The 15,905-nt window shown below is 48.9% G+C and carries 17 protein-coding genes; 9 read left to right on the forward strand and 8 right to left on the reverse strand.

Annotated elements, in window-relative coordinates; all coding sequences use genetic code 11:
• Nucleotides 1-9 precede the first annotated feature (9 nt).
• The 6 genes from rbfA to miaA are packed head-to-tail and all read left to right on the forward strand — an operon-like array spanning nt 10 to nt 5,605.
• A complete protein-coding gene (rbfA, locus tag F4X55_02695; protein ID MYC39909.1) occupies nt 10-363 on the forward strand; it encodes a 30S ribosome-binding factor RbfA in 354 nt (117 codons plus the stop codon).
• Nucleotides 356-1,318 carry a bifunctional oligoribonuclease/PAP phosphatase NrnA gene (locus tag F4X55_02700; protein MYC39910.1) on the forward strand — a complete coding sequence of 321 codons (963 nt, stop codon included), beginning with the start codon at nt 356-358 and terminating at the stop codon, nt 1,316-1,318. Before rbfA ends, F4X55_02700 begins: the two co-directional genes overlap by 8 nt.
• Nucleotides 1,318-2,229, forward strand: a complete 912-nt coding sequence (truB, locus tag F4X55_02705) for a tRNA pseudouridine(55) synthase TruB (protein ID MYC39911.1) — start codon at nt 1,318-1,320, stop codon at nt 2,227-2,229. Before F4X55_02700 ends, truB begins: the two co-directional genes overlap by 1 nt.
• A 29-nt stretch (nt 2,230-2,258) precedes the next feature.
• A complete protein-coding gene (gene rpsO, locus F4X55_02710) occupies nt 2,259-2,528 on the forward strand; it encodes a 30S ribosomal protein S15 (protein ID MYC39912.1) in 270 nt (89 codons plus the stop codon).
• Between the two features lie 47 nt (nt 2,529-2,575).
• Nucleotides 2,576-4,663: a polyribonucleotide nucleotidyltransferase gene (gene pnp / locus F4X55_02715; GenBank protein ID MYC39913.1), complete on the forward strand. Its 2,088-nt coding sequence runs from the start codon at nt 2,576-2,578 to the stop codon at nt 4,661-4,663.
• Between the two features lie 9 nt (nt 4,664-4,672).
• Nucleotides 4,673-5,605: a tRNA (adenosine(37)-N6)-dimethylallyltransferase MiaA gene (miaA, locus tag F4X55_02720; protein MYC39914.1), complete on the forward strand. Its 933-nt coding sequence runs from the start codon at nt 4,673-4,675 to the stop codon at nt 5,603-5,605.
• A 12-nt stretch (nt 5,606-5,617) separates the two neighbouring features.
• Here the strand turns inward: miaA and F4X55_02725 are convergent, their stop codons facing one another.
• A complete protein-coding gene (locus F4X55_02725; protein MYC39915.1) occupies nt 5,618-6,016 on the reverse strand; it encodes a cytochrome c-type biogenesis protein CcmH in 399 nt (132 codons plus the stop codon).
• The gene (locus tag F4X55_02730) at nt 6,013-6,576 is read right to left on the reverse strand and encodes a TlpA family protein disulfide reductase (protein MYC39916.1); all 564 of its coding nucleotides are present in this window, start codon (nt 6,574-6,576) and stop codon (nt 6,013-6,015) included. Before F4X55_02730 ends, F4X55_02725 begins: the two co-directional genes overlap by 4 nt.
• 80 nt (nt 6,577-6,656) lie before the next feature.
• Here F4X55_02730 and F4X55_02735 point away from each other — a divergent pair, with 80 nt between their 5' ends.
• Both F4X55_02735 and F4X55_02740 read left to right on the forward strand, forming a co-directional pair.
• Nucleotides 6,657-8,849, forward strand: coding sequence for a bifunctional alpha,alpha-trehalose-phosphate synthase (UDP-forming)/trehalose-phosphatase (locus tag F4X55_02735; protein ID MYC39917.1), 2,193 nt, complete (start codon nt 6,657-6,659; stop codon nt 8,847-8,849).
• Nucleotides 8,850-8,890: 41 nt separating this feature from the next.
• Nucleotides 8,891-9,883, forward strand: coding sequence for an aldo/keto reductase (locus tag F4X55_02740; GenBank protein ID MYC39918.1), 993 nt, complete (start codon nt 8,891-8,893; stop codon nt 9,881-9,883).
• A 2-nt stretch (nt 9,884-9,885) separates the two neighbouring features.
• Here F4X55_02740 and F4X55_02745 read toward each other — a convergent pair whose 3' ends face one another.
• The 3 genes from F4X55_02745 to F4X55_02755 all read right to left on the reverse strand — a co-directional run bounded on the left by F4X55_02745 (nt 9,886) and on the right by F4X55_02755 (nt 12,238).
• Nucleotides 9,886-10,527 (reverse strand): HAD family phosphatase, encoded by a 642-nt coding sequence (locus F4X55_02745; GenBank protein MYC39919.1) that lies wholly within the window; start codon nt 10,525-10,527, stop codon nt 9,886-9,888.
• A 118-nt stretch (nt 10,528-10,645) separates the two neighbouring features.
• Nucleotides 10,646-11,914, reverse strand: coding sequence for a malate dehydrogenase (locus F4X55_02750; protein MYC39920.1), 1,269 nt, complete (start codon nt 11,912-11,914; stop codon nt 10,646-10,648).
• A gap of 105 nt (nt 11,915-12,019) precedes the next feature.
• Nucleotides 12,020-12,238, reverse strand: a complete 219-nt coding sequence (locus tag F4X55_02755) for a zinc ribbon domain-containing protein (GenBank protein ID MYC39921.1) — start codon at nt 12,236-12,238, stop codon at nt 12,020-12,022.
• A gap of 276 nt (nt 12,239-12,514) precedes the next feature.
• Here F4X55_02755 and F4X55_02760 point away from each other — a divergent pair, with 276 nt between their 5' ends.
• Complete coding sequence (locus tag F4X55_02760) at nt 12,515-13,345, forward strand: class I SAM-dependent methyltransferase (GenBank protein MYC39922.1); 831 nt, start codon at nt 12,515-12,517, stop codon at nt 13,343-13,345.
• Nucleotides 13,346-13,381: 36 nt separating this feature from the next.
• Here F4X55_02760 and F4X55_02765 read toward each other — a convergent pair whose 3' ends face one another.
• Genes F4X55_02765 through F4X55_02775 form a run of 3 tightly spaced genes read right to left on the reverse strand, consistent with a single transcriptional unit; the run spans nt 13,382 to nt 15,866 of the window.
• Nucleotides 13,382-14,137, reverse strand: a complete 756-nt coding sequence (locus tag F4X55_02765; GenBank protein MYC39923.1) for a cytochrome c biogenesis protein CcdA — start codon at nt 14,135-14,137, stop codon at nt 13,382-13,384.
• Nucleotides 14,134-14,913, reverse strand: a complete 780-nt coding sequence (locus tag F4X55_02770; GenBank protein ID MYC39924.1) for a glycosyltransferase — start codon at nt 14,911-14,913, stop codon at nt 14,134-14,136. The genes F4X55_02765 and F4X55_02770 overlap by 4 nt, the downstream gene beginning before the upstream one ends.
• Nucleotides 14,865-15,866, reverse strand: a complete 1,002-nt coding sequence (locus F4X55_02775; protein ID MYC39925.1) for a radical SAM/Cys-rich domain protein — start codon at nt 15,864-15,866, stop codon at nt 14,865-14,867. Before F4X55_02775 ends, F4X55_02770 begins: the two co-directional genes overlap by 49 nt.
• Nucleotides 15,867-15,905: the final 39 nt, after the last annotated feature.

Consider the following 15,905-nt stretch of genomic DNA (forward strand, 5'->3'; position numbering starts at 1 on the left):
TGACCGAAAATGGCTCACAGCTACAAAAGATCTGCGCGGATATCCGATCTTCTCATAAAAGAAATATCCGAGATGCTGGTGCGCGGAAAGATCAAGGATCCGAGGGTGTCGTCAGTGAGTATAACGGCTGTGAGAGTTACAGACGACATGGGTTACGCGAAGGTTTTTTTCACGTCTTTTGACGAACACTCAGATACCCAAGAGATGCTCGAAGGGCTAAAAAACGCCACCGGCTACATAAGAAGTGCCCTCTTAAAAAAACTGAGGATAAAAAAAATCCCGAACATAGAATTCGAGTATGACGCTCTTGTGGAAAAACGGGCGAGGATTGACGAACTGATAAGGGGTGTGTCGGATGAGTAACCTGGACAATATCCTTAATCTTATAGGGGCAAACCAGAGATTTCTCGTCGTTTCCCACGAGAATCCGGATTGCGACGCTCTGGGTTCAACCATAGCTATGGCGCTTGTTCTTCGCGAGCTGGGGAAGGATGTGATTATGTACAACAAAGACGGGGTTCCTGATCACCTGCGGTTTCTTCCCGGGTGCTCAGGCCTCACCGATTCTCTTGATCACGTTACGGATGACGTGGAAGTGGTAATGCTTCTTGACTGCGCTGATATCTCTCGACCTGGAAGAGAATTTGAGAATTTAATCTCGAACAACGATTTTACGCTCGCATTTGTTGACCACCATGCGAGCAACGGCGCGAACTCTGAGTACTGCCTTATAGATGAAAAAGCATCTTCTACGGGAGTTATTCTCTACAGAATGATAAAGCGGATCGGGATTTTCATAAGCCCGGAGGTTGCGGAGTGTCTTTTCTCCACGATAGTCGGCGATACGGGTTCTTTCCGGTATTCGAACACCTGTTCTGAGACATTCACAATCGCCGCTGAACTGGTCGACCACGGAGCCGACCCGGAGAAGATCTCAAGACTCATCTATGATAATGAACCTCTCAGAAAGGTTATGCTGAGAACCTTGGCAATGAACACCCTCGAGGTAGCCGGGAAAATCGCTTTTCTGCACGTGTCAAGCGAAATGTTCGAACAGACCGGCACCGAAAAAGAGCATACCGAAGGTATTGTGAGCATGGCGAGGTCGATTGAAGGGATTGAAGTCGCGGTTTTCCTGAGACAGGAATCCGCTCTAGATTGGAAAGTGAGCCTACGCTCCAAGGAGTACGTGGACGTGGCGCGGATTGCCGGGCGCTACGGCGGGGGAGGACACCGCAGGGCCGCAGGCTGCGTGATTTCCGCTCCGCTTGATACCGTAAAGCGAAGGCTTCTCAGTTCGATCGAGAAAGCGATGTGATGGACGGAGTCATGATTCTCGATAAACCCAGGGGCTGTACATCCGCCCAGGCGCTTAACAGGGTAAAAAAAGCCGTGGGAGCGAAAAAGGCGGGTCATACGGGAACCCTGGACCCGTTTGCGACTGGAGTTCTGCCCGTGTGCTTTGACCAGGCGACAAAAGCTATTCCTTACCTCAGAGACGATATAAAGGAATACGAGGCCGAGATGACTTTAGGCGTATCAACCGATACCATGGACGACACCGGCACGGTCACCGGGCGGGTGAGCGCGGAACATATCGGCAGGGATGAGGTGCGGGAGGTTATAGAAGGGTTTTCGGGAGAGATAATGCAGGTTCCCCCTATGTATTCAGCCGCGAAGGTTTCGGGTACGAAGCTCTACGCCCTCGCGAGAGCTGGAAAGGAGATTGAAAGGGAACCGAAGAGGGTTAGGATAGAGGAAATAAGGCTTCTTCACTTCTCTTACCCGAAAGCGACTTTTTACGTTAGGTGTTCCCGGGGAACCTACGTAAGGGTGATTGCCTCGGATGCCGGGGGGAAACTGGGCTGCGGGGCCCATCTTTCCGAACTCAGGAGGCTTAGAAGCGGTCCCTTTGCGCTAAGCGATGCAAACAGTATTGAGGATGTGGAGTCCGGAAACTACAATATTCTTCCGTTGGATGAGGTCCTGGCGGGCTATCCGAGGGTTTATCTGGAAGGGGGTCTGTGCGAGAGTGTGCGTAACGGAATCCCTCTTTCCCGAGAAGCCCTTTCGGGCGTGGAATTGCCCGAATTTAAAAATAGGGATATAATCACCGTGTTTTGCCGGAAGACGATTCTTTCCATCTGTGAGGCGAAAACTGATTCCGATGAATTTGAGTATATGGGAGATAAGGATATAGTGTTTCGGCATTTAAGAGTGTTTAACTGATCAGGCAAGGGTCTAGGAGGAAGTAATTTATGTCTTTGCAAAAGGAAGATAAGGTGCGAATCATAAGCGAGTTTCAGAAGCATGAGAACGACGTGGGTTCGGCCGAGGTTCAGATAGGGATTCTGAACGGAAAGATACAGGAACTGTCGGAGCATGTGAAAAGGGCGCCCAAGGACAACCATTCAAGAAAAGGACTGGTTTCAATGGTCGCCAAGAGAAGAAAGCTGCTCAATTACGTAAAGAGGGTAAGACCGGAAGAGTACGGTAAGCTGATTGAGACCCTTGGGCTAAGAAGATAAGGAAGTAATGTTTTGGAGGAAATGAATTGACTGAACAAACAAGAGAAATGGAAGCGGAGCTGTTCGGAGCTAAGCTGCGCCTTGAAACAGGAAGGCTTGCCAAACAGGCAAACGGAGCGGTGCTCGCTTCCTGCGGAGGAACTACCGTGCTTGCCACGGTCGTTGCCTCGGAAGAAAAAATAGAAGATGATTTCCTGCCGCTTACGGTTAACTATCAGGAAAAATCATTCGCGGCCGGGAAAATTCCCGGAGGTTATTTTAAGAGGGAAGGACGTCCCAGCGAAAAGGAAATCCTTACGTCAAGGCTTATTGACAGGCCGGTAAGGCCGCTTATACCCAAGGGCTTTTCTTATTCCACCCAGGTTATAGTTACGGTTATTTCCGCTGACGGCAGAAACGCTACGGACGTTCTGTCGGTGATAGCGTCTTCAGCTGCGCTTATGGTATCGGATGTTCCGTTTGCCGGGCCCATAGCGGCTCTTACCGTCGGAAAAGTAGACGGCGAGCTTGTTATAAACCCCTCTCCCGAGCAGCTTGAAACCAGCACTATGGAAATAACCGTCGCGGGCACAGAAGAGGCCATCGTGATGGTCGAGGGCGGCGCGAAGGAAGTAAGCGAGGCCGAGGTGGTGGAAGCTCTCATGGTTGCCCACGGGGGGATTAAGGAAATCGTTTCTTTCGAGAACCGTTTCGTTGAAGGAATCGGGAAGGAAAAAAGAGAAGTCCCCGCCGTCGAAACGGACGAAGCGCTTGAAAGCGAGGTTCGTTCATCCGCGCTCCCTTCTCTTGAGCAGGGGATAGTGGCTGATTCAAAGGACGGCAGAAAGAAACTTATAAACCAAGCTTATGAAGAAACGGTAAAAAAACTGGTTGAGGAACGCCCGGAAGACAAATCCAAGATTGACAAGTCGTTTGAGGAGTTGATCAAAGATTCCGTGAGAAGCAAGATAGTGGAGGGTACAAGACCCGACGGAAGGGACTACACGACGGTAAGGCCCATATGGGGTGAAGTGGGTCTTCTTGAGAGAACCCACGGTTCAGCGCTCTTTACCCGCGGGGAAACCCAGGCCATAGTCGTCACGACCCTGGGAAGTTCATACGACGAGCAGAGAATAGACGCGCTTGAAGGCGACCAGACAAGAAGTTTCATGCTGCATTACAACTTTCCTCCCTACTCCGTCGGAGAGACGAGCTTCCGGCTGGGTCCCGGCAGAAGAGAAATAGGGCACGGCGCGCTTGCCGCCCGGGCGATAGAACCCGTGTTGCCGGATAAAGAAGACTTTCCCTACACTATCAGGATCGTTTCCGAAATACTTGAATCAAACGGTTCCTCCTCAATGGCGACTGTGTGCGGTTCCTCGATGTCTCTTATGGACGCGGGCGTGCCTATAAGTGCCCCCGTGGCCGGCATAGCTATGGGACTTATAAAGGAAGGGGACAATTTCGTCGTTCTCTCTGATATTCTTGGTGATGAGGACCACCTTGGGGACATGGATTTCAAGGTGGCTGGCACCCAGGGCGGTATTACCGCCTTGCAGATGGATATTAAAATAACCGGCATAAACGAAGATGTTCTCACAACCGCACTTGCTCAGGCAAAAGATGGCAGAATGCATATCCTCGGGAAGATGGAAGAGGTAATTAGCGGACCCAAAGAAGAGCTTTCCGAATACGCTCCGAGAATCCTTACGATCCAGGTAAAGCCGGATAAGGTCAAGGTTGTTATAGGCTCCGGCGGCAAGACTATAAAGCAGATAGTCGAGGACACGGGAGCGCAGATAGATATACAGGATGACGGTCTGGTCAAGATTTTCTCCCCCGATTATGAAGCCTGCAAGAAAGCTGAGAATTATATAAAAAGAATCGTTGAGGATGTCGTTGCCGGCAAGCTCTATGTCGGCGTGGTTAAGCGTATCCTGGATTTCGGAGCGATAGTTGAGCTGGGTCCTGGAAAAGACGGGCTTCTGCACATTTCCGAACTTGAAAACCGCAGGGTCGAAAAGGTAACCGATATCCTGAACGAAAAGGATGAGGTTCTAGTAAAGTGCCTCGCGGTTGAGCGTGACGGAAGGGTGAGGCTCAGCAGAAAGGCCGTGCTTGACCAGAACATAGAAGATTACAGAGTTTCCGACTAATCCGCGCAGTTGAGTCTTTCTCGGGAAAAACCGAAGCTGATAGTTGTCTTAGGACCTACAGCTTCGGGCAAAACCGAAATTGCACTGGAAATAGCCGGCAGAACCGGCGCTTGCATAATAAGCGCCGATTCCGTTCAGGTCTACAGGCATTTCGATATAGGCAGTGCCAAACCCACCGAAGAGCAAAGACGGGAAATTCCCCATTTCCTTATAGATATTGTAGACCCCGACGAGGGTTTTAACGCCGGCACTTACATGAGGCTTGCCCTTGATCGCATCAGTAGGCTTGTCGCGGACGGCAAGAAAATAGTTGTGGTCGGGGGAACTTTTCTTTACGTAAAGGCCCTTCTTTACGGGCTTCTTGAAGGCGTTGAGATTGATCGGGAATTCAGAGATAGCCTCGCGCGGGAGAGGGATGCGAAGGGAGTCGTGTCCCTTTACAAAAGACTTGAATCCATAGACCCGGTGTCCGCCGGGCGGATAAATCCGAATGATTACGTAAGAATTGAGAGGGCGCTGGAGGTCTATCATGCAACTGGGGAGAGAATGTCGGATCACCAGCGGCGCCACGGTTTTGCGGAACAAAGGTTTAATGCGCTTAAGATAGGTCTCCTCGGGGAGCGGGAGCAACTGCGCCGCACTATAGACGAAAGAGTCGATGCGATGATTGGCCGTGGCTGGGTTGAAGAGGTCGAGGCCATAAGAGTTAGGGGATACGGACCTGACTTAAAACCTATGAAGTCTATAGGTTACAAGCGGATCAATGAATTCCTCGATGGTCAGCTTGATCTGAAGACGGCGGTTGAAAAAATAAAGACGGACACGAAAAGATTTTCCAAAAGACAGTCCACCTGGCTCCGCGCGGATGACAGCATAAAATGGTTTGATCCCGCAGATGGAAAGAGGCCCATACTTGAGGCATGCAGCGAGTTTCTCGGCTAACCGCTTCTTTGGTTATTTCTTTTCCTCAACTTTGTATGCGTAAATAGTTCTCAGGATTATCGCTCCGCCGATGAGAACAGAGAGTATGGGCAAAAGCCATAAAATCGCGCTGAATCCCCTCGGTGGAGGGGATGCGAGAATAGTTTCTCCATAGCTGGCAACAAAATAATCTATTATTTCTTCCCTCGAGTTTCCTTCAAGAAGCTTTGTTTTAATGACAGCCCTCATGTCCCGGGCAAGCTGTGCGTTTGACTCCGCGACGCTCTGTCCCTCGCACACGGGGCACATGAGTTCTCCTGCGATGTCGGCTATTTGGTCTTCAAGCGTGTCTGCACCCACATGGAAGGCGATGAAAAAGGCTAGGGACAAGAAAAGTCCCATGCTTAGAGTTTTACGAAGAGAAGAGTTCATAGATTTTTAATTTCCCCGTTCTGAGCGTTGTAAGTAGTTGCGTTTTCAATATAGCGCATGATCATTTTCTCCGTGAGCGGTCCCCTGTGTTTGCCGGTTATGATTCCCTCGGGATTTACGAAGAAGGTTTCTGGAACTCCTCCTACTCCATAATCAAGATGTATCCTGTTCTCCGGGTCATAAATGTTGACGAACGTTCCCCCGAAGGATTTTATGTATTCCTCCGCGCTTTTTCTGTCGTCCATTACGTTTATTCCTATGAACTCGACCTGTTTGCCTGAAAGAGACATGTAGGCTTTTTCAAGCACCGGGGCTTCTTCTCTGCAGGGATGGCACCAGGATGCCCAGAAATTCACAAGCAATGTTTTTCCCCTGAAATCCGAGAGTCTCACTCTTTCGCCGCTAAATGATTCCAGCACGAACTCGGGCGCGGGTTGTCCTACAAGCTGTGAGGGGATCTCAACCTTTCCCTTTCCCGAAAGCCCGTTCCAAAGAGTGTAGGCAAGCAGGGCTATGATGAGGACAGTGAGGATTTTCGAGACCGCGTTTGATATTTTCATACAAGGATCCCTTTTTTCTAGCCTTAAGTTTTCTTTTGGTTATCATTCCTGAAACTGCCTTTTTATTATAATAGGTTTTCATGAAAAAACTTATCATTGTGTCCAACAGGTTGCCGACAACCGTACGGGAGGAGAACGGAAAACTTTCTTTTGAACCGAGTGTGGGAGGTGTGGCTACGGGGCTGAGTTCTTTGGATACCGATTATGAGAAATGCTGGATAGGGTGGCCGGGGATAGATTACGAGAATCTCTCGAAGAAACAGGTTGCGGAAGTGCAGCGCCGGCTCGGAGAAGAGAATTTTTATCCCGTGAACCTTACCGCTGAAGAGGTAAAAGACTATTACCAGGGTTTCTGCAACGAGGTGATATGGCCTATTTTTCATTACTTCGTCCAGTACGGAACTTATAAAAAAGAGTTCTGGGAATCATATATCAGGGTCAACAGCAAGTTCGCCAGCGCCATACTGGATGTGGCCGGTGAAGGGGATTACATTTGGGTTCACGATTATCATCTGATGCTTGTCCCCGAGCTTGTAAAAAAGCAGTTGCCCAGATCAAGTATCGGCTTTTTTCTCCATATACCCTTTCCGTCTTCAGAAATTTTCAGGCTTATTCCGTGGTGCCGGGAAATAATACAAGGACTTACCGGAGCTGACCTCATAGGTTTTCACACTTTCGATTACGTAAGGCATTTTGCCGAAAGCGTGAGAAGAATACTCGGACACGAGCATTCTCTCGGCCGGTTTATAATCGGGGAAAGAGAGATAAGAACCGATACTTTTCCCATGGGAATCGATTACAAGAAATTTTCCTCCGCGACAAAGAATCGAAGCATTCAGAGAAGAAAAGACGAGTTCAAAGATCTTCTGGGGACCGACCAGAAGATCATCCTTTCCATAGACCGTCTTGATTACTCAAAAGGAATTCCGGAGAGACTCAGGGCATTTGATCTTTTCCTAGAGAAAAACCCGAAAATCAGGGGCAAGGTGGTTCTTTTGCTCGTAGCGGTACCTTCGAGAACAGAAGTAGTCCACTACAAGATACTGAAGAATGAAGTTGACAATATGGTTGGGGCTATAAACGGTCGCTACGGAACGATCGGCTGGAACCCAATTTACTACATGTACAGATCTTTCGGTTTCGAAGATCTGATTTCTCTTTACCTGGCCGCGGACATTCTTTTCATTACCCCCCTTCGCGACGGCATGAACCTAATTGCCAAGGAGTACGTGGCCGCTAGACAGAATAGAGCCGGCGTGCTCATACTTGGTGAGATGGCAGGAACCGCGCAGGAACTGAGCGAAGCCATAATCATAAACCCCAATGACCTCGAAGCTACTTCTCGGGCTCTGGAAACCGCCCTCGGAATGACCAAAACGGAGCAGAAAAGACGTATGAAAACGATGCAGAGGCGCCTTGGCAGATACGATATCAGGAGATGGACTGCAGACTTTATGGAGAGGCTTGACGAAACCAAGGAAAGACAGCTTAAAATGTTCGCCCGAAGACTTAGCCCAGAAATGACGAGCGAACTGATTGAAAAATACAGGGAGAGCAAGAAGTGTCTTTTTCTGCTTGATTACGACGGTTCTCTTGTATCTTTCAAGAATAATCCCCAGGATGCTAAACCTGACCCGGAACTCTATTCCGCGCTCGAGGTTCTTTCCTCGAGAAGAAAGAATGAACTCGTTATCATAAGCGGCAGAGACAGAAAGACTCTTACCAACTGGCTTGGAGAGGTCACAAACGGTCTTGCGGCGGAACACGGTCTCTGGATAAGACGCGGGAAGTGGAAGATGGTAGATATTATCTCGGAAGGATGGAAGGAAGAAATACGACCCATACTGGAAGTGTTTGTCGACAGGACTCCCGGGTCGCTTATCGAGGAGAAAAATTTCTCCCTGGCGTGGCACTACAGAAAAGTTGATCCGGCACTCTCAATCGTGAGGGTGGGGGAGCTTAAGGATATGCTCTCGCACATAACGGCAAATCTTGAGATCGGTGTGCTTGAGGGAAACAAGGTTGTGGAGATCAAAGGCTCTTTCATAAATAAAGGCAAGGCGGCCTCTCAGTGGCTAAAAGGGAAAAAATGGGACCTCATCATATCGATAGGAGATGACTGGACGGATGAGGATATTTTTGAGGAACTCCCCGAAGATGCTTATTCCATAAAGGTGGGTTTCGGACCGTCAAAAGCCAAATACAGAGTCCGCTCAACCGCTGAAGCCAGAGACCTTCTTTTTTCGCTGGCGGAAGCAACCCGCGAGGTGTGAGATCCATTTCCTGAGATCATAGAGAACCGGAGGCAGAGATAATGGAATTTGTAGAAATTGCCGGTACGGAAATCAGTTCGTCGAGGATAGGCCTTGGGACCTGGGCAATGGGAGGATGGCTCTGGGGAGGGAGCGACAGGAAGGAATGCGTCAGGACGATATACGAGGCATTTGATAACGGGGTGAATCTCATTGATACCGCTCCGATTTACGGCTTTGGTGTCTCCGAAGAAATCGTGGGAGAAGCGGTTTCTCAGAGCGGGATGAGGGATGAACTGATAATCGCGACCAAAGTGGGGCTTGAGTGGGAGAGGGGAGGAATATTCAGAAACTCCCTGCCGCAGAGAATACGCAAGGAGGTTGACGATTCCCTCAGAAGGCTTCGCACCGATCGGATAGATCTTTATCAGATTCACTGGCCCGACCCGCTTGCGCCCATTGAGGAAACCGCGGGGGCAATGGCGGAACTTCTTGAAAGCGGAAAGATAAGGGCTGTCGGAGTAAGCAACTACTCGGTTGAGCAGATGGAGGTTTTTCGTTCTGTGTGCTCGCTTAACTCAAGCCAGCCTCCCTACAATCTTTTTGAGAGAGGAATTGAGGACGACGTGCTTCCCTGGTGTGAGGAGCAGGGGGTTACAATGCTTCTCTACGGAGCTTTGTGCAGGGGACTTCTGGGAGGGAAACTAAAAACTGACTCGGAGTTCCCAGGGGATGACCTGAGAAATTTTGATCCCAAGTTTCGAAGACCTGTCTATGATAATTATCTTGGCGCGGTCGAAAAACTGGGGGAACTTGCCTCCGAGCGTTTTGGAAAAAACGTGCTTGAACTCTCCGTCAGGTGGGTTCTCGACAAATGCGGAAACGATATTACGCTTTGGGGAGCTAGGCGCCCCGGCCAGCTAGATGATATTGCGGGCACTGTCGGATGGATGATAGACGACGATTCAATGAATGAAATAGACGCGATACTTGATGCTTTCGTCCCCAATCCCATAGGTCCCGAATTCATGGCTCCTGGTCCTAGGCCCTTTTAGTTTTACGAGAAGCTCTTTATGTCTTCGAGACGGATTTCCGAAATGCTTTTTCTGAAAATATCGGCCTGAGGGTAATCCTCTGGGGCTATTCTCGGGTCGGGTACCGCGATACAGTGCATGCCGGCTTCCTTGGCCGACACTATACCGTTTATGGAATCTTCAATCGCGACGCATTCTCCCGGGCTGACCCCAAGACGTCCTGCGGTTTCAAGGTATATGTCGGGGTGAGGTTTTCCCCTTTCCACGCAGTCTCCGGAAACTTTTATCCCGAAAGTGTCCGAAAGAGAGAATTTCTTAAGAACGAACTCTATCACTTTCATGGGTGAGCCTGAGGCCAGAGCCGTTTTTATATATTTTTCACCGCTTAGGGTTTTAAGGAGTTCGGGAACCCCGTCAACAAGCCTAAGGTCTTTTTCATAGAGTTCGAGAAGGATTTCAAGGCGGGCATTGAGAATTTCCTCGGGGGATTCATCGAGGCCGAAAGTTTCTTTGAGAAGCTTTACAGAATCTCTCTGGCTAAGCCCCATTATTTTCTTTCTGTATTCCTTTCTGTAGCTTTCGTCGCCTGCAAACCCCTTTTGCTTGAGCATAATAGACTCGCTTTTCTCCCACAGGGGTTCACTGTCTATTATGACTCCATCCATGTCAAATATGACTGCTTTTATCAATGGATCAGATAGAGGTCGGAACTCCTCCGTACGCAAGCTGGAAATTAAGTTGCCGGCAAGTTGAGGCGGTCTCGCAAAACGTCAGTTTTTCTTCCTAGAGCAGGTCTTTTATCTTATCTTCCAGGCTCTTCTTATAGGAATCGAGATCGATGTTGATTCTGGAAACGCCGGTTTCCATCGCGGCTTGAGCGACAGCGGCCGATTCCCATACCAGAACCCTGGGATCAAACGGCTTGGGGACTATATAGTCCGGACCGAACTCAAATTTCTGGTTTCCGTAGGCTTTAGCCACCTTTTCAGGCACTGGTTCCTTGGCAAGCGCCGCAAGGGAATACGCAGCCGCGACTTTCATTTCGTCGTTTATTTTCGTCGCCCTTACGTCAAGCGCTCCCCTGAAAATAAAGGGGAACCCCAGAACGTTGTTCACCTGGTTTGCGAAGTCAGACCGACCCGTGGCAGTTATCACGTCGCTTCTGGCCTCCTTTGCGTCAGCTGGAAGTATCTCGGGGTCGGGATTCGCCATGGCGAATATTATAGGATTTTTCGCCATGTTCTTAACGTCTTGCTGATTAATGGCTCCGCCGTTTGAGAGTCCGACAAACACATCGGCCCCAACCAGTGCATCCCCTATGGTTCTTTTGTCCGTATCGACAAGAAATCTCTCCTTCTGAGGGTTAAGCCCGGCGTTTCTTCCCTCGTAAATTACGCCCCTGCTGTCGCACATTATTATGTTTTCCCTTTTTGCTCCGAGCGCTATGAAGAACTCGGCACACGCGATTGCTGACGCTCCGGCGCCGTTAAACGCCATTTTGAGTTCGCTCATCTTTTTCCCGGTAATCTCACAGGCGTTAAGAAGTCCAGCACCCGATATTATAGCGGTCCCGTGCTGATCGTCGTGAAAGACGGGTATGTCCATTTCCTCTTTCAGCTTATCTTCTATGTAGAAGCATTCAGGGGCTTTTATATCTTCGAGGTTAATACCGCCAAAAGTGGGCTCAAGGTATTTTACGGTCTTTATGAATTCGTCTGGATCATCGGTATCTATTTCAATGTCGTAGGCGTCAACGTCTGCGAACTTCTTGAAAAGCACCCCTTTCCCTTCCATTACGGGTTTTCCCGCCAGGGCTCCTAGGTTTCCGAGTCCTAGTATTGCGGTGCCGTTCGAAGCCACCGCGACCAGATTTCCTCTGTTGGTGTATTCATAAGAGAGATCTTCGTCCTTGTCTATTTCCCTGCAGGGCTCAGCGACTCCAGGGGAGTATGCGAGGGAAAGTTCCCAGGCCGTGTCGCAGGGCTTTGTTGGTACGACTTCAAGTTTTCCTTTTCTTCCGCTTCTATGATATTCAAGAGCGGCTTCCTTCATATTTTTATCGCCTTCGCACATTTCTTGACCGATCCTCCGTCGGGTGTTTTAAAATGAAGAGTTAATTATATACAGAGATAAGTTTTGTGCAATTGCACCGGGAAATCAGCAGCAGCAAGAGCAGGATGGTTGTGAGCAACTTCCTGAGTCCTCGCTCTCGGAAATTCCCGAGTTCTCACTGCCACCACCTAATCCGAAGGTCGAGAACTGCTTTCCGACGTTCTGCGAATCGCAGCTCACGCACTTTATGATTTCACCGGAGTCAAGTACCAGAACTTCAAATTCCTCTCCGCAATCACAGCACTCATATTCGTATAAAGGCACTTTTACCTCCACCCCTATATTTAAACGTAACAAATATAAAAAATATTTATTCAGAGTCAACAAATTTTGAGGGTTAACTATCTAATTGACTGCAGGATTTCGATATCGCCTGGTTTCACTCCCTGCTTGCTTCGGGTATTTTGCTGCGAAGTCCGAAAAGGTTTTTACTTGTCAACGCCGTAATAGAACATATCTTGATAACGGGGAGGGGGCCGCATCCCGCAGGCTGTTTCTGCTGAGTGCGCAGCCCGCGTAATTTTCTTATATGGACCTGCCATGTCAGACATAAACGAAGTTGGAGCAACCGCGTTTGCCGTAGCCTGCTACAGGGAAATGGAAAGAAACCGTGAACACCGCGTGTTCAACGATCCGTACGCCCACTGGTTTGTTACGGACGAGATAAGGGAGAAGGTCGACAGGGTAACAAAAATTCTTCCGGAATCGGTTGAAATTCTCCGTTACCGCTTCTGCATACTGGATGAAATCACAAGACGCGAGATTCAAACCGGCATGAAGCAGATTGTCATACTTGGCTGCGGGTTTGACATGCGTTCCCTGGTCTTCCAGGCCGAGGGAGTGCGTTTCTGCGATATTGATCAGCCAGCCGTTTTGGAGTTCAAACGCAAGGTTCTTGAAAACCACGGCGTTACGCCATGCGCAAGCATACCATGCAACTATCTTGAAGTTGACCTGCCGGAAGAACTCATCAAGGTGGGCTTTGACATCAACTCTCCGATACTTTTTCTTTGGGAGGGAAACAGCATGTATCTTCCCCTTGAGCTGATTCACAGCTTCTTTGGCAGCCTGTGTGCCAGAATTCCTTCGTTCAAAATCGCTTTTGACTACTATCCATTGAGCGTCATTAACAGGACCTACGAAAACCCTGAGGTTGTTAGGGCGACTGATATGTTCCAGAAAACTTTCAACGTGACTTGGGTGACCGGGTTTGATGACTTAAGCGTTTTTGAAAAGAGCCACGGCATGAAGGTAGAGGAGTCGAAGGAACTGCTTGAAGTCGGAAAACGGGTCGCTCCGGAAGCCGTAGATTCCGTCGCCGCTCTTGCCGGCGTGTACAGCTACGGAATCCTGAGCTATGGAGATGCGTGATCCGAGATGTATGCGATCTAGGTTTTGGTTTTTAGGCTAAAACCTTTTCCAGAAATCTATTCCCACTGCGTCAAATATTTTCTGACCGTAGATATTCAAGTAGTGAATCTCGTTTGAAAACATCATTATTCCTATGATTATAAGTCCCGAACCTATCGCGTACTTATAATACGGATAATATCTTCTGACACTTCCAAAAGATCTCATGGCGCTGTTAAACGCAAGACCGACCAGCATGAACGGTATGCCGATCCCGAGTGAGTAAACCGCGAGCAGCCCAACCGCGTTTAGCGTTCCTTCCACTGTGCTTGCGTAGAGTAGTATGGATCCGAGAATAGGTCCTACGCATGGCGTCCAGCCAAAGCCGAACGCCAGACCGAGAATATAAGTTCCGAGAAGATTTCCCCTTTCCCGCGGGAGGGAGATTTTATGTTCTTTCTCAAGAAACGGGATCTTTACGATCTCCATTACGAATATTCCGAAAAGGATTATGAATATTCCGGCTATTCTGAGCAAAAAAGTTTTGTTGCCCGAGATCATTCCCCCAAGCTGGGAGGAGAATGCGCCTAGGGAGATAAATACGGTTGAGAATCCCAGTATGAATACAAGACTCGGTACGACAACCCTTGAGAATTTGGGCAGGTTCCGAGCGTCTGAAAGATCTTCATGTGAAAGATGCGTTACTACTGAAAGGTAACCCGGCATAAGCGGAAGGATGCAAGGAGAAAGAAACGCAATCACTCCAGCGAAAAAAGAAGCAACTATTCCCACATCCAGAATTTCGGAATTCATGCCGGTTTTTTCTCCCCGCTGTTCTCGGTACGGATTTTTTGGTCTTTCAAAAGGACTTGTTCCAGTCTGCGCGCGAGTTTCATGTCCCTTGTCATTATATCCTTTATGCTTATATCTTTTTCCTCGTCAATATCCGTAAGCTCTCTCATGACGGCGTGGCGCAGACCGCTTGCCTTCATGCGTCTTTCGGTCTCTTTAAATACTAGGGAAGTGCTCCATTGCATGTCCAGAAAAACCGCGTCCGTTTTCCTGGATAGCCCGAGGAGATAGTATCCCCCGTCGGTTGCCGGCCCCAGGACCGCTTCGAATTTCCCTCCCGAGAGCAGCGAAAACGCAGTTTCCAAATCTTCTTCGGTTATCATCACGCAGTCTGTGCCTATGATGACGACGTTTCTGAATCCTAGTGAAAAACACTTTGCAAACGCGCGGGACATTCTCTGCCCGAGGGATTCTCCATCCTGTGCCAAGAAAAATGCATCTCTGTTGCCTAGCCACTCAAAAATTTCCTTTTTCCTTTCTTCTGGTGTGTAGAAGAAAAAAGTTTTCCAGTTCTTCTGACCCGAGAAGGAGTCGGCGATAAAACTTGCCGTTTCACGGTAGAGTTCCGAGGCCCTCTGGTCCCCTATGTCTTTTCCCAAACGCGTTTTTACTTTTTTTGTTTCCGGATACTTAAGAAAAACGATCAGGGCATTATCGTTTTTTTGGGACATTCCGCAAAGCCTCGGAATCAGGATACCGTCTGGCCGCCGCAACTGCTTCCGGCCCCTGCGGTGCATCCGAAACAGTGAACACCGAATCTTATCTTTCTCTTGATCACCTGGCTAAGGTCGAAATTGAATATGGTCAGCCCCCCGTTTCCGTTTCGGGCCTGCATCTCAAGCATCTGGTTAAAGTCGCAGTCGTAGATCTTTCCGTCGTGACTTACGCTGATCAGGTTCCGGCACATTATGCCGTCTGCGGCTTCGGGATTAAACGCGTTTACAAGCTTTTCGATATATTCTTCGTAGGCGTTCTGTTTTCTCAGTTCCTTCTCAAACCTGTTAATCGGCATATTGGTCAGTGTGTATAGGTTATCGAACCGTATTCCGTAGTTCTTTTTGAGTTTCGCCTTAAAGTCCGCTTCAAGGCTCCTCTGGTCCGGGGGAAGAAAAGTCCCAACGGGGTTATATACCAGGTTAAGTTTTAGTTCCCCGCCCCCGTAGCCTTCGCTGTTAAGCATTCTTAGGGATTCTATGCTTTTTTCGAAGACCCCTTTCCCCCTCTGCTTGTCCGTGAAATAGCTGCTGTAATATGGAAGCGAGGATATAACCTCGACGCGGTTTTCGGCAAAAAACTTCGGTATGTACGTTTTTTCCTCTCCTGTCCTGGGGTTTCCGTCGAGAGTAACGGTCAGGTTGTGCCTTACCATTACGTGTTTACCAAGACTTCTGGCTTCCCTTACGAAGTAGTCAAAATGGGGGTTTAACTCCGGAGCTCCTCCGGTCAGGTCAAGATTTTTAATGCAGTCGTTTTCGCTCAGTATTTCAAGACATCTCTCTACGCCCTCAATGCTCATCTGCTCACTTCTCCAGGGCGAGGCATCCACGTGACAGTGAGTGCAGGCCTGGTTGCAAAGCTTTGTTATGTTTACCTGCAGGGTTTCGACCGTAATAGGGTCGGTATCGAGACCTTGGTCGATTAGTTTGCGGGAAAAATTATGATTGTTTGTCTTCGTTTTTTCTTGGATCATAACGTATCCTTCGAGAGCTTCCGTTAACTTGTTCCATGG

The organism is Candidatus Dadabacteria bacterium, assembly GCA_009840385.1.
Taxonomy (GTDB): domain Bacteria; phylum Desulfobacterota_D; class UBA1144; order Nemesobacterales; family Nemesobacteraceae; genus Nemesobacter; species Nemesobacter australis.

Excerpts from the sequence above, each read along its gene's own strand:
- rbfA (MYC39909.1), top strand. The coding sequence starts at position 10 with ATGGCTCACAGCTACAAAAGATCTGCGCGGATATCCGATCTTCTCATA.
- F4X55_02700 (MYC39910.1), top strand. The coding sequence starts at position 356 with ATGAGTAACCTGGACAATATCCTTAATCTTATAGGGGCAAACCAGAGA.
- truB (MYC39911.1), top strand. The coding sequence starts at position 1,318 with ATGGACGGAGTCATGATTCTCGATAAACCCAGGGGCTGTACATCCGCC.
- rpsO (MYC39912.1), top strand. The coding sequence starts at position 2,259 with ATGTCTTTGCAAAAGGAAGATAAGGTGCGAATCATAAGCGAGTTTCAG.
- pnp (MYC39913.1), top strand. The coding sequence starts at position 2,576 with ATGGAAGCGGAGCTGTTCGGAGCTAAGCTGCGCCTTGAAACAGGAAGG.
- F4X55_02725 (MYC39915.1), bottom strand. The coding sequence starts at position 6,016 with ATGAACTCTTCTCTTCGTAAAACTCTAAGCATGGGACTTTTCTTGTCC.
- F4X55_02730 (MYC39916.1), bottom strand. The coding sequence starts at position 6,576 with ATGAAAATATCAAACGCGGTCTCGAAAATCCTCACTGTCCTCATCATA.
- F4X55_02735 (MYC39917.1), top strand. The coding sequence starts at position 6,657 with ATGAAAAAACTTATCATTGTGTCCAACAGGTTGCCGACAACCGTACGG.
- F4X55_02740 (MYC39918.1), top strand. The coding sequence starts at position 8,891 with ATGGAATTTGTAGAAATTGCCGGTACGGAAATCAGTTCGTCGAGGATA.
- F4X55_02745 (MYC39919.1), bottom strand. The coding sequence starts at position 10,527 with ATGGATGGAGTCATAATAGACAGTGAACCCCTGTGGGAGAAAAGCGAG.
- F4X55_02750 (MYC39920.1), bottom strand. The coding sequence starts at position 11,914 with ATGAAGGAAGCCGCTCTTGAATATCATAGAAGCGGAAGAAAAGGAAAA.
- F4X55_02760 (MYC39922.1), top strand. The coding sequence starts at position 12,515 with ATGTCAGACATAAACGAAGTTGGAGCAACCGCGTTTGCCGTAGCCTGC.
- F4X55_02765 (MYC39923.1), bottom strand. The coding sequence starts at position 14,137 with ATGAATTCCGAAATTCTGGATGTGGGAATAGTTGCTTCTTTTTTCGCT.
- F4X55_02770 (MYC39924.1), bottom strand. The coding sequence starts at position 14,913 with ATGCACCGCAGGGGCCGGAAGCAGTTGCGGCGGCCAGACGGTATCCTG.
- F4X55_02775 (MYC39925.1), bottom strand. The coding sequence starts at position 15,866 with ATGATCCAAGAAAAAACGAAGACAAACAATCATAATTTTTCCCGCAAA.